Source organism: Novosphingobium kunmingense, from assembly GCF_002813245.1.
In the GTDB taxonomy this organism is placed as follows: Bacteria; Pseudomonadota; Alphaproteobacteria; order Sphingomonadales; family Sphingomonadaceae; genus Novosphingobium; species Novosphingobium kunmingense.
Genome location: NZ_PHUF01000003.1, coordinates 93,999 through 117,656 on the forward strand (window position 1 = coordinate 93,999; position 23,658 = coordinate 117,656).

At 66.9% G+C, this 23,658-nt stretch carries 30 protein-coding genes; 12 read left to right on the top strand and 18 right to left on the bottom strand.

All coding sequences use genetic code 11. The features are described from left to right. Positions 1-94: 94 nt before the first annotated feature. Positions 95-271 (top strand): hypothetical protein, encoded by a 177-nt coding sequence (locus B0I00_RS17005; protein ID WP_157812490.1) that lies wholly within the window; start codon positions 95-97, stop codon positions 269-271. 21 nt (positions 272-292) lie between these two features. Here the strand turns inward: B0I00_RS17005 and pal are convergent, their stop codons facing one another. The 13 genes from pal to hisB form a co-directional block, all read right to left on the bottom strand. Then, complete coding sequence (gene pal / locus B0I00_RS06525; RefSeq protein ID WP_100866600.1) at positions 293-802, bottom strand: peptidoglycan-associated lipoprotein Pal; 510 nt, start codon at positions 800-802, stop codon at positions 293-295. Between the two features lie 26 nt (positions 803-828). Beyond that, positions 829-2,196, bottom strand: a complete 1,368-nt coding sequence (gene tolB, locus B0I00_RS06530) for a Tol-Pal system beta propeller repeat protein TolB (protein WP_100866601.1) — start codon at positions 2,194-2,196, stop codon at positions 829-831. A gap of 4 nt (positions 2,197-2,200) precedes the next feature. After that, positions 2,201-2,992, bottom strand: a complete 792-nt coding sequence (locus B0I00_RS06535) for a hypothetical protein (RefSeq protein WP_100866602.1) — start codon at positions 2,990-2,992, stop codon at positions 2,201-2,203. Positions 2,993-3,001: 9 nt separating this feature from the next. Then, positions 3,002-3,391, bottom strand: coding sequence for an ExbD/TolR family protein (locus tag B0I00_RS06540; protein WP_232730149.1), 390 nt, complete (start codon positions 3,389-3,391; stop codon positions 3,002-3,004). 51 nt (positions 3,392-3,442) lie between these two features. Continuing rightward, positions 3,443-4,138 (bottom strand): protein TolQ, encoded by a 696-nt coding sequence (gene tolQ, locus B0I00_RS06545; RefSeq protein WP_100866604.1) that lies wholly within the window; start codon positions 4,136-4,138, stop codon positions 3,443-3,445. Further along, positions 4,135-4,593, bottom strand: a complete 459-nt coding sequence (locus B0I00_RS06550) for a YbgC/FadM family acyl-CoA thioesterase (protein ID WP_100866605.1) — start codon at positions 4,591-4,593, stop codon at positions 4,135-4,137. Before B0I00_RS06550 ends, tolQ begins: the two co-directional genes overlap by 4 nt. A gap of 96 nt (positions 4,594-4,689) precedes the next feature. After that, the gene (locus B0I00_RS06555; protein ID WP_100866606.1) at positions 4,690-5,067 is read right to left on the bottom strand and encodes an HIT domain-containing protein; all 378 of its coding nucleotides are present in this window, start codon (positions 5,065-5,067) and stop codon (positions 4,690-4,692) included. Continuing rightward, positions 5,067-5,393 carry a cupin domain-containing protein gene (locus tag B0I00_RS06560; RefSeq protein ID WP_100866607.1) on the bottom strand — a complete coding sequence of 109 codons (327 nt, stop codon included), beginning with the start codon at positions 5,391-5,393 and terminating at the stop codon, positions 5,067-5,069. The genes B0I00_RS06555 and B0I00_RS06560 overlap by 1 nt, the downstream gene beginning before the upstream one ends. Then, entirely contained in the window at positions 5,390-5,707 is a 318-nt protein-coding gene (locus tag B0I00_RS06565; protein ID WP_100866608.1) for a phosphoribosyl-ATP diphosphatase, read from the bottom strand. The genes B0I00_RS06560 and B0I00_RS06565 overlap by 4 nt, the downstream gene beginning before the upstream one ends. Before the next feature lie 19 nt (positions 5,708-5,726). Continuing rightward, entirely contained in the window at positions 5,727-6,485 is a 759-nt protein-coding gene (hisF, locus tag B0I00_RS06570; protein WP_100866609.1) for an imidazole glycerol phosphate synthase subunit HisF, read from the bottom strand. Next, positions 6,482-7,210 carry a 1-(5-phosphoribosyl)-5-[(5-phosphoribosylamino)methylideneamino]imidazole-4-carboxamide isomerase gene (hisA, locus tag B0I00_RS06575; protein WP_100867126.1) on the bottom strand — a complete coding sequence of 243 codons (729 nt, stop codon included), beginning with the start codon at positions 7,208-7,210 and terminating at the stop codon, positions 6,482-6,484. Before hisA ends, hisF begins: the two co-directional genes overlap by 4 nt. Further along, on the bottom strand, positions 7,207-7,827 hold the full coding sequence (hisH, locus tag B0I00_RS06580; protein WP_100866610.1) for an imidazole glycerol phosphate synthase subunit HisH: 621 nt from the start codon (positions 7,825-7,827) through the stop codon (positions 7,207-7,209). Before hisH ends, hisA begins: the two co-directional genes overlap by 4 nt. After that, positions 7,820-8,413 (bottom strand): imidazoleglycerol-phosphate dehydratase HisB, encoded by a 594-nt coding sequence (gene hisB / locus B0I00_RS06585; RefSeq protein ID WP_100866611.1) that lies wholly within the window; start codon positions 8,411-8,413, stop codon positions 7,820-7,822. Before hisB ends, hisH begins: the two co-directional genes overlap by 8 nt. A 103-nt stretch (positions 8,414-8,516) precedes the next feature. Between hisB and B0I00_RS06590 the strand changes: the two genes are divergently transcribed. From B0I00_RS06590 to gmk, 3 genes are read left to right on the top strand one after another with little or no spacing between them, the layout of a single operon-like run. Then, the gene (locus B0I00_RS06590; RefSeq protein WP_100866612.1) at positions 8,517-9,011 is read left to right on the top strand and encodes an SspB family protein; all 495 of its coding nucleotides are present in this window, start codon (positions 8,517-8,519) and stop codon (positions 9,009-9,011) included. 2 nt (positions 9,012-9,013) lie between these two features. Continuing rightward, positions 9,014-9,433, top strand: a complete 420-nt coding sequence (locus B0I00_RS06595) for a hypothetical protein (RefSeq protein WP_232730150.1) — start codon at positions 9,014-9,016, stop codon at positions 9,431-9,433. 30 nt (positions 9,434-9,463) lie between these two features. Beyond that, entirely contained in the window at positions 9,464-10,117 is a 654-nt protein-coding gene (gene gmk / locus B0I00_RS06600) for a guanylate kinase (RefSeq protein WP_100866613.1), read from the top strand. Here gmk and B0I00_RS06605 read toward each other — a convergent pair. Genes B0I00_RS06605 through B0I00_RS06620 form a run of 4 tightly spaced genes read right to left on the bottom strand, consistent with a single transcriptional unit; the run spans position 10,114 to position 14,138 of the window. Then, positions 10,114-10,992: an SMP-30/gluconolactonase/LRE family protein gene (locus B0I00_RS06605; RefSeq protein ID WP_100866614.1), complete on the bottom strand. Its 879-nt coding sequence runs from the start codon at positions 10,990-10,992 to the stop codon at positions 10,114-10,116. The two genes, gmk and B0I00_RS06605, sit on opposite strands and share 4 nt — an antisense overlap. 3 nt (positions 10,993-10,995) lie before the next feature. Further along, positions 10,996-11,820, bottom strand: coding sequence for an SDR family NAD(P)-dependent oxidoreductase (locus tag B0I00_RS06610; RefSeq protein ID WP_100866615.1), 825 nt, complete (start codon positions 11,818-11,820; stop codon positions 10,996-10,998). 11 nt (positions 11,821-11,831) lie between these two features. Next, positions 11,832-12,971: an acyl-CoA dehydrogenase family protein gene (locus B0I00_RS06615; RefSeq protein WP_100866616.1), complete on the bottom strand. Its 1,140-nt coding sequence runs from the start codon at positions 12,969-12,971 to the stop codon at positions 11,832-11,834. A gap of 3 nt (positions 12,972-12,974) precedes the next feature. Next, entirely contained in the window at positions 12,975-14,138 is a 1,164-nt protein-coding gene (locus B0I00_RS06620) for an acyl-CoA dehydrogenase family protein (RefSeq protein ID WP_100866617.1), read from the bottom strand. A 172-nt stretch (positions 14,139-14,310) separates the two neighbouring features. On the opposite strand from B0I00_RS06620, the gene B0I00_RS06625 reads away from it, so the two are divergent. The 7 genes from B0I00_RS06625 to B0I00_RS06655 all read left to right on the top strand — a co-directional run bounded on the left by B0I00_RS06625 (position 14,311) and on the right by B0I00_RS06655 (position 21,434). Then, on the top strand, positions 14,311-15,168 hold the full coding sequence (locus B0I00_RS06625; protein WP_100866618.1) for an SDR family NAD(P)-dependent oxidoreductase: 858 nt from the start codon (positions 14,311-14,313) through the stop codon (positions 15,166-15,168). Further along, positions 15,165-16,628: an MFS transporter gene (locus B0I00_RS06630; protein WP_100866619.1), complete on the top strand. Its 1,464-nt coding sequence runs from the start codon at positions 15,165-15,167 to the stop codon at positions 16,626-16,628. Before B0I00_RS06625 ends, B0I00_RS06630 begins: the two co-directional genes overlap by 4 nt. Before the next feature lie 90 nt (positions 16,629-16,718). After that, positions 16,719-18,002 (top strand): acyl-CoA dehydrogenase family protein, encoded by a 1,284-nt coding sequence (locus B0I00_RS06635; protein WP_100866620.1) that lies wholly within the window; start codon positions 16,719-16,721, stop codon positions 18,000-18,002. A gap of 55 nt (positions 18,003-18,057) precedes the next feature. After that, positions 18,058-19,146: a Zn-dependent alcohol dehydrogenase gene (locus tag B0I00_RS06640; protein WP_100866621.1), complete on the top strand. Its 1,089-nt coding sequence runs from the start codon at positions 18,058-18,060 to the stop codon at positions 19,144-19,146. Positions 19,147-19,157: 11 nt separating this feature from the next. Continuing rightward, positions 19,158-20,231: a phosphotransferase family protein gene (locus B0I00_RS06645; RefSeq protein WP_100866622.1), complete on the top strand. Its 1,074-nt coding sequence runs from the start codon at positions 19,158-19,160 to the stop codon at positions 20,229-20,231. A gap of 65 nt (positions 20,232-20,296) precedes the next feature. After that, complete coding sequence (gene dapD, locus B0I00_RS06650; RefSeq protein ID WP_100866623.1) at positions 20,297-21,136, top strand: 2,3,4,5-tetrahydropyridine-2,6-dicarboxylate N-succinyltransferase; 840 nt, start codon at positions 20,297-20,299, stop codon at positions 21,134-21,136. A gap of 55 nt (positions 21,137-21,191) precedes the next feature. Continuing rightward, positions 21,192-21,434, top strand: a complete 243-nt coding sequence (locus B0I00_RS06655; protein ID WP_157812491.1) for a hypothetical protein — start codon at positions 21,192-21,194, stop codon at positions 21,432-21,434. Between the two features lie 6 nt (positions 21,435-21,440). Here B0I00_RS06655 and B0I00_RS06660 read toward each other — a convergent pair whose 3' ends face one another. Beyond that, entirely contained in the window at positions 21,441-22,643 is a 1,203-nt protein-coding gene (locus B0I00_RS06660; RefSeq protein ID WP_232730151.1) for a dipeptidase, read from the bottom strand. A gap of 178 nt (positions 22,644-22,821) precedes the next feature. On the opposite strand from B0I00_RS06660, the gene B0I00_RS06665 reads away from it, so the two are divergent. Then, on the top strand, positions 22,822-23,580 hold the full coding sequence (locus B0I00_RS06665) for a sulfite exporter TauE/SafE family protein (RefSeq protein ID WP_100866626.1): 759 nt from the start codon (positions 22,822-22,824) through the stop codon (positions 23,578-23,580). Positions 23,581-23,658 lie beyond the last annotated feature (78 nt).

The window sequence follows — 23,658 nt, forward strand, 5'->3', positions numbered from 1 at the left end:
AAAGACCCCCTGATCCAAGGGGCAGGGTCCAGATCCTTGAAAACGCGGCCCGATTGACCTAGATTGCGCCCCGCAACGGGAGTGTTTCGCAGCGATGAGCAAACAACTAGCCCTGTCGATCGCGCTTTCGGTGATGGCGATGACGGCCCTTGCCGTGATCGGGTCGGGGCGGACGGCCATGCTGGCATCGGGCCAGGGATTGAGCCTGCCGCTAAGCGCCAAGACCCCGATGCTCCCTTCGGTCAGCCATCTGATCCCCGCGCTCCAATAGCGCGGGGACCGGTCGGCCGGTTCAGTCGATAGTGACGGTCACCGCGCGGCGGTTGCGCGCCCAGCTTCCTTCGTCCGATCCCAGGGCGACAGGGCGTTCCTTGCCATAGCTGACCGTGGCGATGCGCGCGGCATCTACGCCCAGGCTGACGAGGTAATTCTTGGCGGCATTGGCGCGGCGCTCGCCCAGCGCCAGATTGTATTCGCGCGTGCCGCGTTCGTCGGCGTGGCCTTCGACGGTGGCGCGCTTGGCCGGGTACTTGGCCAGCCATTGTGCCTGGGCGGCAAGGGCGGCCTGGTCGGCGCTGTCGATGTTGTACTGGTCGGTGTCGAACAGGATCGTGTCCTGCCCCATCAGCGTCGCGACGAAATCGGCCTGGCTGCCGGGAGTCGGACCGGTCGAGGCGGTCGGCGTCTCGGTCGAGACCGCGCCGCCGGGATCGGGCGGAAGCTGCGCCGGAGGCTTCTTCGAACAGGCCGAAACGGCGAGGCCCGCGGCCAGCATGGCGATCAGGGCGGGGTTCGTTCTCATCGGGTTCTCCTTTTGAATGGGGTCGGTCAGGGACGCAGCGGGCCCCAGGCGGGATCGCTGCCGTCGACCGGGGTATCGAGCTTGCGCAGGTTGCGGCCCGTCAGGTCGACCTGCCACACGCTGGTCCGCCCGGTGTTCCGTGCCGTGCGGAAGAACTGGATGACGCGGCCGTTGGGCGCCCAGGTCGGCGCTTCGTCCTGCCAGTCGTCGGTCAGGTAACGCAGCGACCCGCCGCTTGGATCCATCGTCGCCACGCGCAGATTGCCGACGATGTGGGTAAACGCGATCTGGTCGCCGCGCGGGCTCCATTCCGGGGTCGCGCCGCGCCCGCCAAAGAAGCTGATGCGCTTCTGGTTCGAACCGTCGGCGTTCATCACGTAGACCTGCTGGCTGCCCGACCGGTCGCTTTCGAAAACGATGCGGCTGCCGTCGGGCGAAAAACTGCCGCCGATGTCGATGCCTGGGCTGTCGGTCAGCTTGACCGGCGATCCCCCGGCGGCGGTGATCTTGTAGATGTCGGTGTTGCCGGCCTGGGCCATCGAATAGAGCACCCACTGCCCGTCGGGCGACCAGCGCGGCGCGAACAGGGGATTGCGCGCCGACAGCAGCAGCCGCTGCGACTTGGTCGCGGGATCGAGGATGTAAATTCGCGGCTGGCCGTTGAAATAGGACAGGTAGAGGATCGACTTGTAGTCGGGCGACCAGCGCGGGGTCAGCGCAGTGGTCTGTCCGGTGGTCAGGTAGGTGAAGTTCTGCCCATCGGAATCCATGATCGCCAGACGCTTCAGCCGGCGATCCTTGGGCCCGGTTTCGGCGATGAAGGCGACCTTGCTGTCGAAGAACGGGCTTTCCCCCGACAGGCGCGAATAGACCATGTCGGCGCACTTGTGCGCGGCGCGGCGCCACTCGCCGGGCGCGAGCGTCCAGCCCGCCTTGGCGAGCTGCTGCTTCAAGGCAACGTCGTAGAGATAGCAGCCGACCGTGACCTGCCCGTCCGCTTCGGCGCGAACAAAACCCTGGATCAGCATGTCGGTACCGCGCGCCTGCCACCCGCCGAATTCGGGCGCCTGGATCTGCGCCAGCGCGGGCCGCGGCAGGGCGCCGGGACCGGTCGGCTTGAACAGGCCGTTGTTCTGGAGGTCGGCGGTGATCACCCCGGCCAGCGCGTTGCCCAGCGCCGCGGTGCTGCCCGCGCTGGTCCGGGTCGGCACGTCGGCATTGGTGGCAAAGGCGGGAATGGCAATCGTCTGGTTCTGCCAATCGCTGTCGTCGGTCACGTCGATTGCCTGCTCGGCCGATGCTGCCGCGGTCTGGGCGGGAGCGGGCTCGGCCGTCTGCGCCAGCGCGGGCGACGCGGACAGCGCCAGGACGAGGGTCAGAAGTGCGGTTCTCATGGGGTCAGATGCTCTTTCTCATCCTTAGGGCGGGCGGTTTCTTCCACGCCTCGTAAAGTTCGCTGGGCAGACTGAAGGGCGCAGCAAGCTGCACCGCGCGGATCGCTTCCTCGGCATGGCGCCGGGCCTGGGCACGGTTGGCATCGTTGATCCCGTCCTGCGACAGCAGGCGCGGCGTGCCGTTCAACGTGCCATCCGGGTTCAGTTCGATGGCGATCACCGACACGAGCTTTTCGGTGTCGACCCCTTGGGGCACACGGCCCTGCCACTTGGGCTTGATCTGGCGCAGGATCGCCGCCGAAAGCGCCGAGCGGACCTGTGGTCCGGCGGCGGCGGCGGGTGTCGCCGGCGCGCGGTTCTGCCCTTGCGCGCCGCTGACGCCTTTGAGGAAATCGTCGCCGATCCGGCTGCCACCAGCCTGCCTGGCCGGGGCGGGGGCGGATTTGGTGGGCGGCAGCGCCTTTGCCGGGGCGGCCTTGATCGGGGCCGGTCTGGCAGGTGCGGGGACGGCACGCTGGACCGGTGCCGGGGCCGGCTGCGGAACGGCCAGCGGCATGGGCGGGGGCAGCTGATCGCCCGGCATCGGTGCTTCGTCCGGCGCGGGGGCCGGGGCCGGCTGCGGAGCGGTGGAGGTCAGGCCGACGTCGTCGCTGAGGGTCACGGTCATCCGTTCGGGTGCGGGCGCCGGAGCCGTGGCGGGCGGATTGACCGCCAGCCATGCGAACAGCCCGGCGTGCGCCGCCAGGGCCAGGCCAAGGCCGATCCGTTCTTCGCGGGCAAGGGCGATCGCTGCCATGCTGAACGCCTATTCAGCCGAGCCTGAACTGGTGGTGACCAGCGAAATCGCGTTGAACCCGGCGCGGTTGAGCTCGCCCATCACGGCGATCACCCGGCCATAATCGAGCGCCCGGTCCGCCCGCAGCGTCACCAGCGGCGGCTTGCCGTCGGAACCGCGGGGCAAGGCAGATAGGCGGCTCGCGAGGGTGCCGGGTGCGACCTCGCTCTGGTCGATGAACACGCGGCCCTCGGCATCGATGGCCAGGCTGATCTGTTGCGGCGTCTGGTCGAGGGGCCTCGCCGCGCTATCGGGCAGGTTGACCGGCACGCCTGCGTTGAGCAGCGGCGCGGTGACCATGAAGATGATCAGCAGCACCAGCATCACGTCGACCAGCGGGGTCACGTTGATTTCCGCCATCGGCGCGCGGCCGCGGCGCCTGCTCCCGCGACGGGCCACGCCCATCGCCACTTACTGACCCTCCAGGTCGCGGCTGAAACTGGCCTGGAGGCGATCGGCGAAACGCTGCAGCCGCGCCTCGAGCTGGTCGACCCGGTGCGAGAAGCGGTTGTAGGCAATGACCGCGGGGATGGCCGCGAACAGGCCGATCGCGGTGGCGAACAGCGCTTCGGAAATGCCCGGCGCGACCACGGCGAGCGACGAGTTCTGCTGCTGGCCGATCTGGAAGAAGCTGTTCATGATCCCCCAGACCGTGCCGAACAGCCCGACGAAGGGCGCGACCGAGCCGACCGTGGCGAGGAAGTTGAGTCTCTCGGACAGGTGTTCGCCCTCCTGCGCGATGGCACCGTCCATAGCCAGCGACAGGCGCTGGCGCGTGCCATCGAGATCGCGCCGGGCCGAGGCGCGCCATTCGGCCAGACCTGCCGCAGCGACCCTGGCCGACGGCGTGTCGCGACCTTCCCATTCGGCCTGGAAGGCGTCGATGTCCTTGGTCTTCCAGAAGGCCCGCTCATAGGCGTCGCAGCGCTTGCGGATCGCGCCGCTGCGCAGCGAGAACGACAGGATGATCATCCACACCCAGACCGAGGAGAGGATCAGCCCGGCCATGACCAGCTGAACGACGAAGTCTGCGTCCATGAACAGCTTGACCGGGTTGAGATGGCGCGGCGCCCCGGCGGCGGCGGCAAGGGTGTAAAGCAGGCTCATCGGGTTCCTTCAGAAACAATGGGGGCAAAGGCCGCGCGCCAACCATCGGGCATGCGGCGGGGGCGGCCGTCAGGCGACACGAAGCCGACGCGGAACGTCGCTTCAGACAGAAGGGTGCCGTCCTCGCGAAAGGCTTTCTGGTGCATCCGGCACGAGGCTGCGCGCAGTTCGCTGCAGCGCGTCTCGATCAGCACCGCATCGTCGAGACGCGCGGGAACGGCGTAGCGGATCGACAGGTCCACAACCGCGAAGGCCCCTTCGCCGCTTTCGTTGGCGGCGCGCTGGTCGATTCCCAGAAGGCGGACGAAATCGCTGCGGGCACGCTCGAACCAGCGCAGGTAATTGGCGTGGTAGACCACTCCCGACAGGTCGGTGTCCTCGAAGTAGGCGCGCACCGCAAAGCGGTGCACCGCGCCTTCGATGAGGCCGGAAGGAGGGCTGGGGAATGACGTCATGCCGGCGGAGGTTTAGCCGTGCGGGGAGTCGCAGGGCAACCCCGCGCGGCCAGGCTATCGCTTCGCGGTCACGGCCTGTCCCCGTCCCGCCTCGCTTTATCGCGCCAGCATCGGTCCGAGCGGCCTGCCGCCGAACAGGTGGACGTGAAGGTGCGGCACTTCCTGGTGGCCGTGTCCGCCGACGTTGGCGAGCAGGCGGTAGCCTGGTACGACAAGGTCGTGTGCCCGCGCGACATGGCCGACCGCACGGACGAAGCCGGCGATTTCCTCGTCGAGCGCGCGGGCCGAGAAATCGTCCCAGCTGACATAGGCGCCCTTTGGGATTACCAGCACGTGCAGCGGTGCCTGCGGGTTGATATCATGGAAGGCCAGGGCCCACTCGTCCTCGTAGACCGTCCGGTTCGGAATCTCCCCGCGCAGGATCTTCGCGAACACGTTCTGATCGTCATAGGGCAGGGTGGCGTCGATCGGCATCAGCAGGCGTCCTTGTCTCCGCCCGGCGGGCCCCAGAACAGGATCCACAGCAGCGTATCGTCGGAAATGGTCTCGAAGGCGTGCTCGACCCCCGCCTCGACCAGGATCGCGTCGCCGGGGCCGAACGCGCGGGTTTCGCCGGCCTTGCTGAACAGGCCCCGACGCTTGAGGATCAGATAGAGCTCGTCCTGTTCGTGCGGCGCCTGGACATTGGGCATGACCGGGGTGTGAAGCTTCATCCGCAAGGTGCCATGATGCAGCACGTCCTGACTCTTGCGGGCAAGCGCCTCGGCATGGGTGACCAGCCAGTCGCCCGGGATCGTCATGGCGCTGGGCGGGCCGCCTTCTCGGCGATGCCGCTGACGCCGTCACGGCGGTCGAGTTCGGCGAGCACCTCGGCAAGGGTGACCCCCTTGGCGTCGAGCAGGACAAGCAGATGGAACAAGGTGTCGGCCGCCTCGCCGACCAGTTCCTCGCGGCTGCCCGACAGCGCGGCGATGACGGTCTCGACCGCTTCTTCGCCCAGCTTCTTCGCAATCACCGGCAGGCCCTTGGCGTGCAGCTTCGCCACCCACGAAGTCGCGGGATCGGCGTGGCGGCGTGTCGCGATGGTCGCGGCAAGGCGTGTCAGGGTGTCCATGGCCGTCCGTCCTGCCAAGCTATCCGCGTGCAGGCAAGCCGGCTGCGCGCAGCGCGGCGTGTGCTTCGGCCACGGTGTGGGTGCCGAAATGGAAGATCGACGCGGCAAGCACGGCGCTGGCATGGCCCCTGGTCACTCCTTCGACCAGATGATCGAGCGTGCCGACGCCGCCGCTGGCGATTACCGGCACCGACACGGCATCGGCGATGGTACGGGTGAGTTCGAGGTCGTATCCGGCCTGCGTCCCGTCCCCGTCCATCGAAGTGACCAGCAGCTCGCCCGCGCCCAGCTGGGCCAGCCGCACGGCATGCTCCACCGCGTTGATCCCGGTTGCCTTGCGCCCGCCGTGGGTGAAGATTTCCCAGTGGTCGCCCTGCCGCCGCGCGTCGACCGAAGCCACGATGCACTGGCTGCCCATCTTCTGCGCGATGTCGGCGACCACTTCCGGGCGGCTGACCGCAGCCGAATTGACCGCAACCTTGTCCGCGCCCGCCAGCAGAAGTGCCCGCGCGTCCTCCACCGTGCGCACCCCGCCACCGACCGTCAGCGGCATGAAGCAGACCTCGGCGGTACGGCGCACCACGTCGAGCAGCGTGCCGCGTCCTTCGTGGCTGGCGCTGATGTCGAGAAAGCACAGTTCGTCCGCGCCGGCCGCGTCATAGGCGCGGGCCTGTTCGACCGGATCTCCAGCGTCCTTGAGGTTTACGAAATTGACCCCCTTGACCACGCGCCCGTCGCGAACGTCGAGGCAGGGGATGACGCGGATGCGGACGGTCATGCCCGGTTCGCCATGGCAATGGCGGCGGCCAGATCGAGCCGACCTTCGTAGAGCGCGCGGCCCGTGATCACGCCCTCGATCCCTTCATGGGCGTGGAGCGCCAGCACGTGGATGTCGTCCAGCCCCTTGACCCCGCCGCTGGCGATCACCGGGATGTCCACCTGTCGTGCCAGGCCAACGGTCGCGTCGATGTTGACGCCCTTCAAGAGCCCGTCGCGGCCGATGTCGGTGAACAGCAGGCTGGCGACGCCGGCATCCTCGAAGCGGCGCGCCAGGTCGACCATTTCGACGTCGGACACATCGGCCCAGCCCTCGGTCGCGACCATGCCGTCGCGGGCGTCGACCGCAACGACAATGCCGCCGGGAAACTCCCTCGCCATGTCCTTGACGAACTGCGGATCCTTGAGCGCCGCCGAACCCATGACCACGCGGCTGATGCCCAGATCGAACCAGCCTTCGACCGCCTCGCGGGTGCGGATGCCGCCGCCAAGCTGGACGTGGCCGGGAAAGACATCGACGATGGCTTCCACCGCCTCGCGGTTTTCGGCCCGGCCGGCGAAGCTGCCATCGAGATCGACGACGTGGAGGAACTGCGAACCGGCCTCGGCAAACAGCAGTGCCTGGGCGGCCGGGTTGTCGCCATAGATCGTTGCGCGGGCCATGTCGCCTTCGGCAAGGCGGACGACCTGCCCGGCCTTGAGATCGATGGCGGGGAAGACGATCATGGCCGCCACTCCAGAAAGCGGGACAGGAGCGACAGGCCATAGGCCTGGCTTTTCTCGGGATGGAACTGCACGCCGACCAGGTTGTCGCGTCCGACCGCGGCGACCAGGCCCCCCCCGTGATCGGTCATCGCCAGCACGTGGCGCCCGTCATCAACGGCGAAGTGGTAGGAATGGAGGAAATAGCCCTCGCCCGGTTCGACCAGCACGGCGTGGGCGGTCGTCGCGACGTCGTTCCAGCCCATGTGCGGCACCTTGATCGCGCGGTCTGTGCGCTCGATCAGGCGGACTTCGCCCGGGATCCAGTCGAGCCCCGGCGTGTCGCCGTGCTCGACCCCGGTAGTGGCGAGCAGCTGCATGCCGACGCAGATGCCGAGGAACGGCGCCCCGCCAACGAACACGCGTTCGTGCATGGCGTCGACCAGATTGGGAATCGCGGTCAGCCCTTCGGCACAGGCCTTGAAGCTGCCGACACCGGGCAGGACGATGCGATCGGCAGCACGGACCACGTCGGGACTGTCGGTTATCGTGACATGCTCGCAGCCTGCCGCTTTCAGCGCATTGGCAACGGAGTGAAGGTTCCCCGCGCCATAATCGACGAGGGCAACGACTTCAGCCACCAAGCTGGCCTTTGGTGCTGGGGATCGCCCCGGCCTTGCGCGGGTCCAGTTCCACCGCCTGGCGCATCGCGCGGGCAAAGCCCTTGTAGATGCCTTCGCAGATATGGTGGTTGTTCTGGCCGTAGAGCAGTTCGATGTGCAGCGTGATGCCTACCGCCTGCGCGATCGACTGGAACCAGTGTTCGAACAGCTCGGTGTCCATCTCGCCGAGGCGTTCCTGCGTGAAGGCTGCCTTCCAGACCAGCCAGGGGCGGCCCGAGATGTCGAGCGCGACGCGGGCCAGTGCCTCGTCCATCGCCGAATGGGCCTCGCCGTAACGGCCGATGCCGGCCTTGTCGCCCAGGGCCTGGGCGATCGCCTGGCCGATCGCGATGGCGCTGTCCTCGGTCGTGTGGTGCTGGTCGACGTGAAGGTCGCCCTTGATCCGGCAGGTGATGTCGATCAGCGAATGACGGCTGAACTGCTCGATCATGTGGTCGAGAAAGCCGATCCCGGTCGACACGTCGTAGGCGCCGGTCCCGTCGAGGTTCACCTCCGCGACGATGTCGGTCTCGTGCGTCTTGCGGGCAATTCGGGCGGTACGCATGGGGCTGGCCTATAGGCCGGAATGCGGGCCTTGCAACCATTGGCTTGCCGGGCAGTTGCTGCTTTGGCTTGACCATCCGGCGACAGGACGCCACTTGAAACCCATGAGCGACGAAGCACCCGACAGTCTGATCCCCTACGACGAGATCGTCCAGGAGGCGCTGCGCGCGGTGGTCGGCCGGGTGCTGGGTCAGGTCGAGGCGGCGGGCGGCAGTCTGCCGGGCGACCATCACTTCTACATCACCTTCAAGACCTCGGCGGCCGGGGTGGCGATCCCCGCACATCTCAAGGAACGGTTTCCGGACGAAATGACCATCGTCCTTCAGAACAAATTTTGGGATCTCGCCGTGGGTAGCGACGGCTTCACTGTCGGGCTGACCTTCAACCAGGTGCCGGCCAAGCTCGACATCCCGTTCTCGGCGATCACCGCCTTCGTCGATCCGGCGGTGGATTTCGGGCTCCAGTTCCAGGCTGTTGGCGGACCGGAAGGCCCCGAACCGCACGAAGATGCGGAGAATGATCATCCCGACTCCGATCCGCCCGGCGGCGGTGACGACGGCTCGAATGTCGTGACGGTCGATTTCGGGCGGAAGAAGTAACGATGGCCAAGGCCCCCAAGGTGCTGGCGGACAAGACCAAGGCCGTCGCAAGGAAGGCCGGCAAATCGGCGTCCGCTGCCAGCCCCAATCCGATGACCAACCTGGTGATCGCCGACATCGTGCTGCGCGGCGGCGGGCAGATCCTGCGCCATCTGGTCGAACGCACCCTGTTGCAGGCCAAATATTCGCCCGGCAAGGCCAAGGCGATCGTCAAGGGCCGTTCGATGACCCAGACGATGGTCGGGACCGCGCTGGCCCGGCTGGCGACGCGATCGGTTCCCGGCGCGCTGGTGGTTGGCGGCGGGCTGCTGGCGAAGACCCTTTACGACCGCAAGCGGGGCAAGGCCGTGGTCGCCGCGGAAGGTGCGGCGCAGGTTGACCGCCAGGCCAAAAAGGGCGCCAAGGAGAAAGGCGGCGCTTGATCGCCGCCGCGCCTTGGGCAATTGAGCGCCATGGCAAGCCCCGATCTCAAACCCAGCGACACCCTGCAACGGCGCGGTCTCATGCTGATCCTGTCCTCTCCCTCGGGCGCGGGCAAGACCACGATTTCGCGCATGCTGCTCGAGGCCGACGATGAGATATGCCTGTCGGTTTCGGTCACGACCCGGCCCAAACGGCCCGGCGAGGTCGACGGCAAGGACTACATCTTCGTTGATCAGGCCGAGTTCGACCGGATGGTCGAGGACGACCATTTCCTCGAATGGGCGCCGGTCTTCGGCTACTGCTATGGTACGCCCAAGGCCCAGGTGAAGGCGGGCCTGCGCGAAGGGCAGGACTTTCTTTTCGATATCGACTGGCAGGGCACCCAGCAGCTTTACCAGAAGCTGGAAATCGACGTTGTCCGCGTGTTCCTGCTCCCGCCCAGCATCGACGAATTACGCCGACGCCTGACCGGGCGCGGCACCGATTCGGCCGACGTGATCGCCAGGCGGATGGAACGCGCCCGCGCAGAAATCAGCCACTGGGATGGCTATGATTATGTCGTGGTCAACGACGACATCGGCCACTGCTTCGACAAGGTGCGGGAGATCCTGCACGCCGAACGCATGAAGCGCGCTCGCCAGACCGGGCTGATCGGCTTCGTGCGCGAACTGATGCGCGATTAAGGCCAGCCGGCGCGTGGAACCGGGACCTCGGTGACCAGTACCTTGCCGGTGGGCGAGGCCGTCGGCGCCGAATCGGCCGCGACCAGCATGAACAGGTGGCGCCCGGTCGGGCCGCCCAGCATGCAGGCGTAGCAGTTGAGGCCGCCTGTCTCGACGGTGTCGAGCACCGCGCCGCCCGCCGCGATCCGCGCGCATTCGGGGGCGGCCGGATTGGCGATCCACACTGCACCTTCGGCGTCGAGGCAGATCCCGTCGGGGAGGCGCGGCGCGGTTGCGGCGAAGAGGCGCCGACCCGATAGCGTACCGTCCGGACCAACGGCGAACTGCGAAAGCCGCATCCCGAAGGTTTCGGCGACGATCAGGGTCTTGCCGTCGGGCGTGATCACGGTGCCGTTGGGAAAGGCGAAGCGTTCGCCCGGCGCGGCATCGCTCACGGCGCCGTCGGGCTGGACCAGGGCCAGCACCGTGGTCGGGCAATCGGCCAACACGCCCGCCGCGCCGCGTTCGGCCAGCGCCGCGCCCAGATCGAAGCCGAAGTTGCCGACATAGGCTCGGCCCTCTGCGTCGACGACCATGTCGTTGCACAGGAAGGCGGAATGGCCCGCTAGGTCGGCGTGGCATTCGAAACGCCCGTCGGGCCAGCGGCGCCAGACCTGCCGCATCTCCATCCGCACCACCAGCAGCGATCCGTCGGGCATCCAGCCAAGACCCGATGGCTGGCCGTCCAGTTCCAGCTCTACCCTGAGGTCCCCGGCCAGATCGGCCGAGCAGACACGATGCGCGTAGAAGTCGGAGAACCACAGCCGACCGTTGTGCCAGCGCGGCCCTTCGCCGAAGGTGATCCCGGTGGCGAGGGTGCGCAGGCGGTGCTTCATGGCTCAGTGCCCTCCGGACGGGTCCTGGAATTCGTCGGGCATCCAGGCGTTGACGATGCCGCCGTCGATCGGGATCGTCGTCCCCACGACGTAGTCCCCGGCCCGGCTGGCGAGATAGATCGCCCCGCCCGCGATATCCTCGGCCACGCCGACCCGGCGCGAGGGGATGCCGCGCGCAGATCCTTCGGGATTGTTCGCCGCGGCCTTGTTCATTTCGCTCGGATAGGCGCCGGGCGCGATGCAGCTGGCAACGACGTTGTCCTTGATCAAGCGCGCCGCCATGCGCCGGGTCAGGTGGATCACCGCGGCCTTCGACGCCTGGTAGGAATAGGTTTCCCAGGGGTTGGGGCGCATCCCGTCGATCGAGGCGATGTTGATCACCTTGGCTGGACGGTCAGCGCTGGCCGCGGCCTTGAGCAGCGGGAACAGCGCCTGGGTCAGGAAAAACAGCGACTTGACGTTGAGGTCCATGACCTTGTCCCAGCCCGCTTCCGGGAACTGGCCGAATTCCGCCCCCCAGGCCGCTCCGGCGTTGTTGACCAGTACGTCGAGCCGGGTCTCGCGCGCGGAGAGATCCTCGACCAGTTTCTTCACGTCGTCCATCTGGCTGAGGTCACCGGGCAGGCCGATGACCTTGCCGGGATAGGCCTGGTTGAATGCGGCCTCGGTCTCGGCAAGCTGCTCGCGCTTGCGGGCAGTGATGTAGACCCGCTCGCACCCGGCGCCGAGAAACCCTTCGAGCAGCATCCGGCCGATCCCCCGGCTGCCGCCAGTGATCAGCGCGACCTTGCCTTGAAGGCTGAACAGCGCTGGAAAATCGAACGCCATGGCGCTGCTCCTCAATAGCCTGAAAGCTGCGCGACGCGCTGGGCGTGATAGTAGTGGTCGCCCATGAACTCGGCGAGCGCGCGGTCGCGCTTCATGTAGAGGCCGATGTCGTACTCGTCGGTCATCCCGATGCCGCCGTGCATCTGCACCCCTTCGCGCACCGCAAGTCCCGCCGCCTGGCCCGCCTTGGCCTTGGCGACCGAGACCATCAGCTCGGCCTTTTCGCTGCCCGCGTCGAGCAGCTGCTGCGCCTTGATCGTGGCGGCCCGCGCGATCTCGATCTCGGAATAGAGGTGCGCGGCGCGGTGCTGCAGCGCCTGGAATTCGCCGATCAGCTTGCCGAACTGCTTGCGCTGCTTGAGATAGGTCGTGGTCATGTCGAAGGCTCCGCCGGCCACACCGACGCTTTCCGCCGCCGCGCCGACGCGCCCGGCGTTGAGCACGCGGTCGAGGATCACGCGTCCGCCGTCCACTTCGCCGATCACGGCATCGGCGTCGAGCTGGACGTTGTCGAGCCTGACGTGGGTCGCGATCGAGCTGTCGACCAGCTTCACCGCGTCCTGGCTGAGCCCGCTGGCGTCCTTCGGCACGGCGAACAGGGTTACGCCGTCGGCATCCTCGTCACCGCCCGCGGTGCGCGCCGCGACCACCAGCATATCGGCGCTGCCGCCGTGAATCACGAAGGTCTTTGATCCATTGAGCCTGAAGCCGTTGCCGCTGCGCTCGGCCCGGGTGGCGATCCGTTCGGGGCGGTGCTTGCGGCCTTCGTCGATCGCGACGGCAAAAACGCTGTCGCCCGACAGCAGTCCCGGCAGGTAGCGTCCCTTGAGGTCCTTGCTGCCGGCGCCCAGCGCCGTCGCGGCGGCCACCGCGCTGGTCAGGAAGGGCGACGGGGTTAGGTTGCGGCCGATCTCCTCGAGCACGATCCCGGCCTCGACGTGGCCCATGCCGAGCCCGCCGTCCTCTTCGCCGACGAGGATGCCGGTAAAGCCCAGTTCGGCCAGGCTCTTCCACAGGTCATGGCCGAAGCCGTCCTTGCAGCCGCTGTCGCGCCAGTGGCGCAGCTGCTTCGAAATGGCGCCTTCGTCGGCCATGAACTGGCGGGCGGTGTCGGCCAGCATGGTCTGGTCTTCGGTGTGGTACAGCGGCATCGGTCAGGCTCCCGGCAGGTCGAGAATGCGCTTGGAAATAACGTTGAGCATCACCTCGCTGGTGCCGCCCTCGATCGAATTGGCCTTGGTTCGCAGCCAGTTGCGCGCATTCGACCCGCCGCCCGAGGCTTCGCTGTCCCATTCGAGCGCGGCGCTGCCGCCGGCAGCCATGACCAGTTCGAGCCGGCGCTTGTTGAGCTCGGTTCCGGCGTATTTCATCATGTTGGGCTGGGCCGGGTGGCCGCGGCCGACCTTGACCTCGTCCATGAACTTTTCGCTCATCGCGGTGAAGGCGAGGGCATCGACGTCGAACAGCGCCAGTTCGGCGCGCAGCACCGGGTCTTCCAGCGCCGCAGCGCGCGACACCGCCGCGCCAAGCGAGCCGGCTCGATCGCCCCCGCCGGTCGAGGAGATCATCTCGCGCTCGTGACCCAGAAGGTACTTGGCCACGTCCCAGCCGCGGTTCAGCTCGCCGACGATCTGGTCCTTGGGCACGATCACATTGTCGAAGAAGGTTTCGCAGAACGGCGAATTGCCGCTGATCAGCAGGATCGGCTTGGTCGACACGCCGGGACTTTCCATGTCGAACAGCAGGAAGGAAATGCCCTGGTACTTGTTCGCCTTGTCGGTGCGCACCAGGCAGAAGATCCAGTCCGCCTTGTTGGCATAGCTGGTCCAGATCTTCGATCCGTTCACTACCCAGTGGTCGCCCTTGTCCTCGCCGTACGTCTGCAGCGAGACGAGGTCCGAGCCCGAACCCGGTTCGGAATAGCCCTGGCACCAGCGGATTTCGCCGCGCGCGATCTGGCCGAGGTAATGGACCTTCTGTTCCTCGGTCCCGAACTTGAGAAGCGCCGGGCCCAGCATCCAGATGCCGAAGCTGGACAGCGGCGGGCGCGCGTTGATGCGCGCCATTTCGTCGCGCCAGACCTTTGCTTCCGCCGCGGACATGCCCGCGCCGCCGTAGGCCTTGGGCCAGTCGGGCACGGTGTAGCCCCTGGCCGCGCAGCGTTCGAGCCACGCCTTCTGGGCCTCGCTCTTGAACTCGAAATGGCGGCCGCCCCAGCAGACGTCATCCTCGTCGCGGACCGGCTGGCGCATTTCCGCCGGGCAGTTCTCCTCAAGCCAGGCGCGGATTTCCTGACGAAAATTCTCAAGGTCGGACATGGTTTCCTCTCCGGTTCTTAACCGGCAAGTTAAGGCGAGTCAGCATCGCAGCGCAAGGCCGGAAATTCGCCATTTGCAAAGAAACCCGATTGCCGTAGCGTTAGCACTTCGGCGTTGACCGGCCCGCCCGTCGCCGCCACAAATAGAACAAACGGTATGGAGAGGCCCGGGCATGCGATTTGCGGACAAGTGCGTCATCGTGACCGGCGCGGCATCGGGAATCGGGCGCGCCACGGCGCTGCTCTTCGCGGCCGAAGGCGCTCGCGTCTATGCCGCCGACCGTGATTTCGAAGGGGCGCAAAGGCTGTCCGGCGAATCGCCCGGGATTACCGCCGTCGCCTGCGACGTGTGCGACGTTGCCCAGATCAAGGCGCTGATGGACCGCGCCGCGCAGGATTGCGGGGGAATTGACGTCGTGTTCAACAACGCGGGTGCCGCCGGTGACCGTGCCCCGATCGACGAGATCGAGGCCGAGGGCTGGGATCGCACGATGGATCTCCTGCTGCGCTCGGTCGCGATGGGCATCCGCTATGCCGTGCCGCACATGAAGGGCCGCAAGGGCGCCAGCATCGTCAACACCAGCAGCATCGCCGCGATCGGGCCGGGCTATTCGCCCACCGCCTACGCCGTGGCCAAGGCCGGCGTCCTGCACCTGACCAAGTGCACCGCCACCGAACTGGCCAAGTACGGCATCAGGGTGAACGCGGTGCAGCCCGGTTTCATCAACACCAACATCTTCACGACCGCGCTCGAAATGCCCGCGGACCTCGTCGATACTGCCAAGGCCATGATCCTCCAGGCGTCGAGCAACGCGCAGCCCGTCGCCCGCGGCGGAATGCCCGACGATATCGCCCAGGCGGTGGCCTTCCTGGCCAGCGACGCCGCCGGGTTCATGACCGGCGCATCGCTGGTGGTCGACGGAGGCATCACCATCGGCCCGCGCCACGCCTGGGATCCTGAAACGCCAGACATGTTCAGCGCGCTTCAGGCCATGGCCGACGCGGCCGCCGCAGCCGGAACGCCCGCGTGAGGGCACCCGGCCCGGCCTCGTCGGCGGCTCCCCTGCCGCTGCGCGTCAAGCTGTTCAACGGCATGGGTTCGGTCGCCTATGGGGTCAAGGACAACGGTTTTTCGACCTTCCTCCTGATCTTCTACAGCCAGGTCATCGGCCTCGACGCCAAGCTCGTCTCGCTGGCGCTGATGCTGGCGCTGCTGGTCGATGCCTTCATCGATCCGGTGATCGGCCACTTGTCGGACAAGACCTACACCCGCTGGGGGCGGCGCCATCCCTGGCTCTACATCGCGCCGATTCCCCTGGCCTTCGCCTGGCTGCTGCTGTGGAGCCCGCCGGCCGATCACACCTATATCTTCGTCTACCTGGTCGCCGTCGCGATCCTGGTGCGCACGCTGGTCTCGTGCTGCGAGGTGCCGTCGCAATCGCTGGTTGCCGAATTGACCAGCGACTACGACGAGCGGACCTCGCTGATCCGGCTGCGCTACCTGTTCGGCTGGCTTGGCGGGCTGACGATCTACTTCCTTGCCAACGCGGTGTTCCTGCGTCCCGACGCGGACCACCCGGTCGGGCAGTTGAACCCTGACGGCTACTGGCGCTTCGGCCTGTGCGGTGCGATCGTCATGGCGACCGCGGTGCTGGTCTCCGCGCTCGGCCAGCACAGCCGGGTGGCCAAGCTGCCTGCGGTCAAGCCGACGCTGGTATCGCCCGGCCACGCGCTGGGCGAGATCCTCGAGGCGCTGCGCCATCCGGCGGCGGTGATCCTGCTGTCGGCGGCCCTGTTCGCCATATCCAGCTCGCAGATGGCGCTGGCCATCGCCAATTACCTCTATCTGTTCGTCTGGCAGCTGAGCCCGACCGGCTTTGCGCTGCTGGCCTGGCTGCTGCTGGTAACGGTCGTCGCCTCGTTCCTGATAGTCCGGCCGCTGCACCTGCGCCTCGGCAAGCGCGACACGGCGATCTATTGCAACCTTGCCAGCATGACGATCGGCGCGACGCCGTTCATCCTGCGCTATCTCGGCCTGTGGCCCGAGGCGGGGTCGAACGCCTCTACGGCACTGATCTTCGCCTTCCTGCTTTTTGCGAACACCACCGGGATCATGGTCTTCGTGTCGGCCCAGTCGATGCTCGCCGATGTGGTCGAGGCGTCCTACGTGCAGACCGGACGGCGCAGCGAGGGCACCTTCGCGGCGGGCTGGATGTTCGTGCAGAAATGCGGAACGGCCGTGGGCATCGGACTGACCGGCCTGATCGTCAGCCTGGCGGGGCTTCCGGCCAAGGCCGTGCCGGGCCAGGTCGATCCCGGCGTGATCGACCGGCTGACCCTGTCCTATGTCGGCATCGTCTTTGTTGCCGGGATCTGCTCGACCCTGATCCTGCGTCGCTTCCCCATCACGCGTGCCGATCACGAAGCGCGGGTGGCCGCGCTGGATGCCGCCGCGATGATCGATCGGGACGCGGAGGGCGCTCACCCTTAATCGAACGATTAATTCGTCCTTGGCGCAGGCCAGACGGCGTGGCAGGGACAACCCAAAGAGACTCGAGACGTACAAGGAAAGGATGACCGCATGGACTTCGACCCGACCGATCGGCAGGTCTACTGGCGCGACCGCGTTCGCCAGTTCATCGAAAATCACGTGCGCCCGCGCGTTGGCGACTACAAGAAGCAGGACGCCGAAGGCGAACGCTGGAAGGTCCTGCCCGTGGTCGAGGAGGAAAAGGCACGCGCCAAGGCGCAGGGCATCTGGAACCTGTTCATGCCGCCGCAATCGGGCCGCGCCCATGTCGACGACAGTTTCGAGTTCGAAGGCCCCGGGCTGACCAATCTCGAATACGCGCTCTGCGCCGAGGAAATGGGCCGGGTCGGCTTTGCTTCCGAAGTGTTCAACTGCTCCGCGCCCGATACCGGCAACATGGAAGTGCTGCACCGCTATGGCACGCGCGAGCAGAAGGAGCGGTGGCTGGCGCCGCTGATGAACGGCGAGATTCGCTCCGCCTTCCTCATGACCGAGCCGCAAGTGGCGAGCTCGGATGCGACCAACATCGAATGCTCGATCCGCCGCGAGGGTGACGAATACGTCATCAACGGCCGCAAGTGGTGGTCGAGCGGTGCGGGCGATCCGCGCTGCAAGATCGCGATCGTCATGGGCAAGACCGATTTCGAGGCGAAGAAGCACGCCCAGCAGTCCATGGTGCTGATGGAGCTCGATTCGCCGGGCGTGGAGATCATCCGCCACCTGCCCGTGTTCGGTTATGACGATGCACCCCACGGGCACATGGAAATCCAGCTCAACGACGTGCGGATTCCGGCCAGCAACATGCTGCTGGGCGAAGGGCGCGGGTTCGAGATCGCGCAGGGGCGCCTCGGCCCGGGCCGCATTCACCACTGCATGCGCACGATCGGCGTGGCCGAGGAAGCGCTGTCGCGGATGGTCCAGCGCCTGTCGAGCCGCGTCGCCTTCGGCAAGACGATCAGTTCGCACTCGATCTGGGAACAGCGCATCGCCGAAGCCCGGATCGAGATCGATTGTTCACGCCTGCTGTGCCTCAAGGCCGCGGACATGATGGACAAGGTCGGCAACAAGGCCGCCCAGGCCGAAATCGCGATGATCAAGGTCAAGGCGCCGAACATGGCGCTCAAGATCATCGACGATGCGATCCAGGCCCACGGCGGCGGCGGCGTGTCCGAAGACTTCGGCCTCGCCAAGATGTACGCGGGCCAGCGTTCGCTGCGCATCGCCGACGGTCCGGACGAGGTCCACAACCGCTCGATCGCGCGGATCGAGATGGGCAAGTACGCGCCGCAGCCGTCCCACACGCCCAGCTCGGGCGACATCGGCGTGTCGCGCTAAGTCGAATACGAACCCCCTCCCTGACTCGGGAGGGGGCGCCATTGGAGAGACGACGATGAAAGCTGCCGTCCTGGTCGCACCGAACCTGCCGCTCGAGATCGAGCAGCTGCAGATCAGCAAGCCCGGCCCGCACGAAGTGCTGATCAGAACTGCCGCCTGCGGGCTGTGCCATTCGGACCTGCATTTCATCGAGGGAACCTATCCGCACCCGCTTCCCGCCGTGCCGGGTCACGAAGCGGCGGGGATCGTCGAGGCGGTGGGCAGCGAAGTCCGCACGGTCAAGCCGGGCGATGCGGTGGTGACTTGCCTTTCGGCCTTCTGCGGGCACTGCGAATTCTGCGTGACCGGGCGCATGGCGCTGTGCCTTGGCGCCGACACCCGCCGTGCGCCAGGAGCGGAATCGCGCCTGTCGCGGCCGGACGGAACGCCGGTCAACCAGATGCTCAACCTGTCGGCCTTTGCCGAAATGATGCTGATCCACGAGCACGCCTGCACCCGCATCGATCCCGAGATGCCGCTCGATCGCGCTTCCGTGATCGGCTGCGCGGTGACGACCGGGGCGGGGACAATCTTCAACGCGTGCAAGGTGACGCCGGGCGAGACCGTGGCGGTGGTCGGCTGCGGCGGGGTTGGCCTTGCCGCGATCAACGCGGCCAAGATCGCCGGCGCGGGCAAGATCATTGCCGCCGATCCCATGCCGGAAAAGCGCGATCTCGCGATGAAGCTTGGTGCGACCCATACGGTCGATGCCCTGGCGGACGATGCCGCCGCGCAGATCGTCGAGATGACCAAGGGCGGGGTCGATCACGCGGTCGAGGCGGTCGGCCGCCCGGCTTCGGGCGAGCTGGCAGTCAAGGCGCTGCGCCGCGGGGGCACCGCGACGATCCTTGGCATGATGCCGTTGACCCATTCGGTCGGCCTGTCGGCGATGGACCTGCTCTCGGGCAAGAAGCTGCAGGGCGCGATCATGGGGATGAACCACTTCCCGGTCGACATGCCGCGCCTGGTCGATTTCTACATGCGCGGGCTGCTCGACCTCGACACCATCATTGCCGAGCGCATTCCGCTCGAGAAGATCAACGAAGGCTTTGAAACGATGAAGTCGGGTGCCTCGGCGCGCTCGGTCATCGTGTTCGACCAGTAAGCGAGAGCATCATGAGCGATACGATCAACGCGGACGAAGCCTTTGTCGGCACGGTGGAGCCGGAAGGCGCGGACAAGCTCGACGAAGCGCGCCTGACCGAATGGATGGCGGCCAATGTCGAAGGCTTCGAAGGGCCGCTTCACCTGACCAAATTCAAGGGCGGGCAGTCGAACCCGACCTACAAGGTCGAGGCCAAGAGCGGCAATTACGTGCTGCGCCGGAAGCCGTTCGGTCCGCTCCTGCCCTCGGCCCACGCGGTCGATCGCGAATACAAGGTGCAGAACGCGCTCAACAAGGCTGGCTTCCCGGCGGCAAGGCAGTACGGCCTGTGCACCGACGACAGCGTGGTCGGATCGTGGTTCTACGTCATGGACATGGTCGACGGGAAAACCATCTGGGACGGGGCGATGCCCGGTTCGACCCCGGATTACCGCCGGCAGACCTACCTGGCGATGATCGATGCGCTCGCCCAGCTGCACAACACCGATGTCGATGCGGTCGGGCTTTCCGACTTCGGCAAGCCGGGCAACTATTTCGGGCGCCAGATCGACCGCTGGACCAAGCAGTACAAGCTGTCCGAGACCGAGCACATGGACGGCATGGAGCAGCTCATCAAGTGGTTGCCCGCGAACCTGCCCGAACAGACCCGTACCAGCGTGGTCCACGGCGACTACCGCATCGACAACATGATCTGGGCGAAAGACCGCCCCGAAGTGCTGGCCGTGCTTGACTGGGAGCTGTCGACGCTGGGCGATCCGCTTGGCGATTTTTCCTATGTCTGCATGGCCTATGTCACCGAAAACGCCGGACGTTCGGGGGTGCACGACCTCGATCGCAAGGCGCTGGGCATTCCCGAACTGGAAGAGGTGGTCGAACGGTACTGCGCGGCGACCGGGCGTGACAGCCTGCCCGACATGAACTGGTTGTTCGCCTACAACTTCTTCCGCCTTGCCGGCATCCTCCAGGGCATCAAGAAGCGCGTGATCGACGGCACCGCCAGTTCGGCCCATGCCAAGGCGCAGTCCGACCGCGTCCTGCCGCTGGTCGACCGGGCGATGGAATATGCCAAGCGCGCCGGGATGTAGCTTGGCATCGGCGGGCGGGCAGCTATAGGCGGCTGGGAAACCTCGAACTGCCGGGAGCTGCCCTCATGTCCGCCGATCTTGCCGCCGCCATCGAAGCCGCCTGGGATGCGCGCGACGCCGTTACGCCGGCCAGCGCGGACGTTCGCGAAGTGGTCGAGGCCGCGCTCGAAATGCTCGACAACGGTTCGGCCCGCGTCGCCGAGCCCGACGGTAAGGGCGGCTGGAAGGTCAACCAGTGGCTCAAGAAGGCCGTGCTGCTCAGCTTCCGCCTCAACGACAACGTGGTGATCGAGAACGGCGCCGGCGGAGCGCCTGCCTACGACAAGGTCCCGTCGAAGTTTGCCGGCTGGGGCGAGAACCGTTTTCGCGACGCGGGCTTCCGCGTCGTGCCCGGGGCCGTCGCGCGGCGCGGGTCGTACATCGCCAAAGGCGTGATCCTGATGCCCAGCTTCGTCAACATCGGCGCCCGCGTGGGCGAAGGGACGATGGTCGACACCTGGGCCACGGTCGGGTCCTGCGCCCAAATCGGCGCCAACGTGCACCTGTCGGGCGGAGTCGGGATCGGCGGCGTGCTCGAGCCTCTGCAGGCCGGGCCGGTGGTGATCGAGGACAACTGCTTCATCGGCGCGCGCAGCGAAGTGGTCGAAGGGGTGCGCGTGTGCGAAGGCGCAGTGCTGTCGATGGGGGTGTATCTGGGCGCATCGACCAAGATCGTCGATCGTGCCACGGGTGAAGTGCACGTCGGCGTCGTGCCGCCCTACAGCGTCGTCGTGCCCGGATCGATGCCGGGCAAGCCGCTGCCCGACGGCAGCCCCGGCCCGTCGCTGTACTGCGCGGTAATCGTGAAGACGGTCGACGCGCAGACCCGCGCCAAGACCGCGATCAACGACCTTCTGCGCGACTGAGGCGGCCTTTCTCTGCCCGCTGCGCGGCGGAACCCACGGCGCGCCGATGTGTTTAATGACCGATACTGCACACAAGGGAGTACCGGCCATGCACCGCGAAGGCGAAGAAATTCACGTCAGCGCCCAAGAAGCGAAAAGCGGCCTGCGCGGCAATCACGTCCTGACCATCCTGATCGTCAGCGTGCTGCTGGCGGCTGCGGCCATGACCATCGCCTGGGTAACCGGCGCGCTGACCAGCACCGACGGCACGCCCGATCCGCGCGCAACGCCCAGCGCTTCGGCCACCGAGGCAATGTAAAGGCGTTCAGAAGGTCGTCGGATTTTCCAGCGGCGGATCGCTGCGGTGCGCCGCGGCGTGCATTTCCGCAGCCTTCATCACCCGCAGCATGTTCCGACTGGCCAGTTTTTCGAGGTCGCCCTGGCTCCACCCACGGCGCGCCAGTTCAGTGAACAGCGCGGGATAGGACGAGACGTCCTCCATTCCATCGACGGCCCGTTCGATCCCGTCGAAATCGCCCCCCAGCCCGACGTGATCGGCCCCGATCCGCCTGGCGATGTAATCGAGATGATCGGCGACCGTGGCGATCGATCCGTAAACGGCCGGGTTGGCCTTGTCCCAATCAGCCAAGCCCGTCGCCACGCGCGCCGGATCGCCGACATGAAGCGCCTTCAGCCGCGCTTCCTCGCCGGACCGCAAGGCGCCACGCTGGCGGGTCGCCTCGGTCACGTAGGCAGGGTAGAAGTTCACCATGACGATCCCGCCGTTGGCCTTGATCGCGTCGAGCGCCGCGTCGGGAACGTTGCGAGGATGGAGGTTGACAGCCCGCGCGTTCGAATGGCTGACGATCACCGGCGCGCGCGCCACGGCCAGCGCATCGAGCATGGTCTTTTCGCTGACGTGGGCAAGGTCGACCAGCATGCCGAGGCGCTGCATCTCGCGCACCACGTCCTTGCCGAAGGGCGTCAGGCCCTGTAGCATGGGCACATCGGTGGCGCTTTCCGCCCAGGCGAGGTTCTTGAAGTGGGTCAGCGTCATGTAGCGTGCGCCGAGCGCATGCATCTGGCGCAGCACGGCCAGCGAACCGCCGATCGAATGCCCGCCTTCCATGCCGAGCAGCGAGGCGATCCGCCCGGCCTTGCGCGCCTGGGCAATGCAGGGGGTGTCGGTGCACAGTTGGAGGTCGCCCGGATAGCGCGCGATCAGCCGCTTCATCACATCGATCTGCTCGAGCGTCGCCTGGACCGCCTGCGGTTCGGGCAAGTTGGCCGAGACATAGACCGACCAGAACTGCGCTCCGACCCTGCCGGCGCGCAGGCGTTCGAGGTCGGTCTGCATCGCGCCGATGCCCTTGGCGGCGTCCCCGGTATTGGCCGTATCGCGGAAGTCGAAGCTGCCCAGCACGTTGTTGCGCCGGTCGCGCAACTGTTCGGGGACGTCGTTGTGCCCGTCGAACACCGGCGCCGCCGCAAGCGCGGCCGCGGCTACCTGTTCGGGCGTCCGTGCCATGACGGGTTGCGCCGCGACAACGCAGAGGGACGCGGCGGCTAGGAGGAACGGGCGCATCGGTTATGTCCTTCGTCGGCAAGGGTTGTTCCCGCCGATAGAGCCGATCCAGCGGCGCGAGGCAAGGCGGGCGATCGCGCGCCTTGCGCGCTGCGCATGGCCGTGCTTTGCGCGAAAGACGATGACGCTCCTGGCCGATCCCAACGTGCTTGTCGCCGCGCTGCTGGCGGTGCTGATTCTCGGGCTGGCCAAGGGCGGCTTTTCGGGCCTGGGCGCGCTGGCAACGCCGATACTGGCCCTGGTCCTGCCGCCGACCGTGGCGGCCGCGCTGCTGCTGCCGGTCCTGCTGGTCCAGGACGTGGTCAGCGTCTGGTCGTTCCGCAAGACCTGGGACCGGTGGATCGTTGCCTGGATGCTGCCCGGGGCTGCGCTTGGGGTGGCGCTCGCCGTGCTGTTCGCCGCGGCGGTCGATGAAGCGCAGGTCATGCTCGCGTTGGGCGCGATCACGCTGGGCTTCGGGCTCTACCGACTGTGGCTCGAACGGGGCGGACGCAGTGTTGCCGCTTCGGGTTCGCCCGGATGGGTCGGCACGCTGTTCGGCGTCGCGACCGGCTTCACCAGCCAGATCGCCCATGCCGGCGGGCCACCGTTCCAGATCTGGGTCACGCCGCGCCGCCTGCCGCACCAGGTCTTCGTCGGAACGAGTTCGGTGACATTCGCGGCGATCAACTGGATCAAGGTGCCCGGCTTCGTCGCGCTGGGCGTGCTCAACCGCGACGTGCTGGTCGCATCGGCCCTGCTGGTGCCCTTCGCGGTGGTCAGCACCCTGGTCGCCGTCTGGCTGATCCGCCGCATGGATCCGGCCCGCTTCTATTCGCTGATCTACCTGCTGATGGTTGCACTCGGGGCCAAGCTCGTCTGGGACGGTCTCGGCGGCTGACCGGAAACGGCCTGGCTCATCGCCGGGAACGCTTTGGCGGTGACGGCGTTTTTCATCGCGAACCCCCGGAAGGAAGGT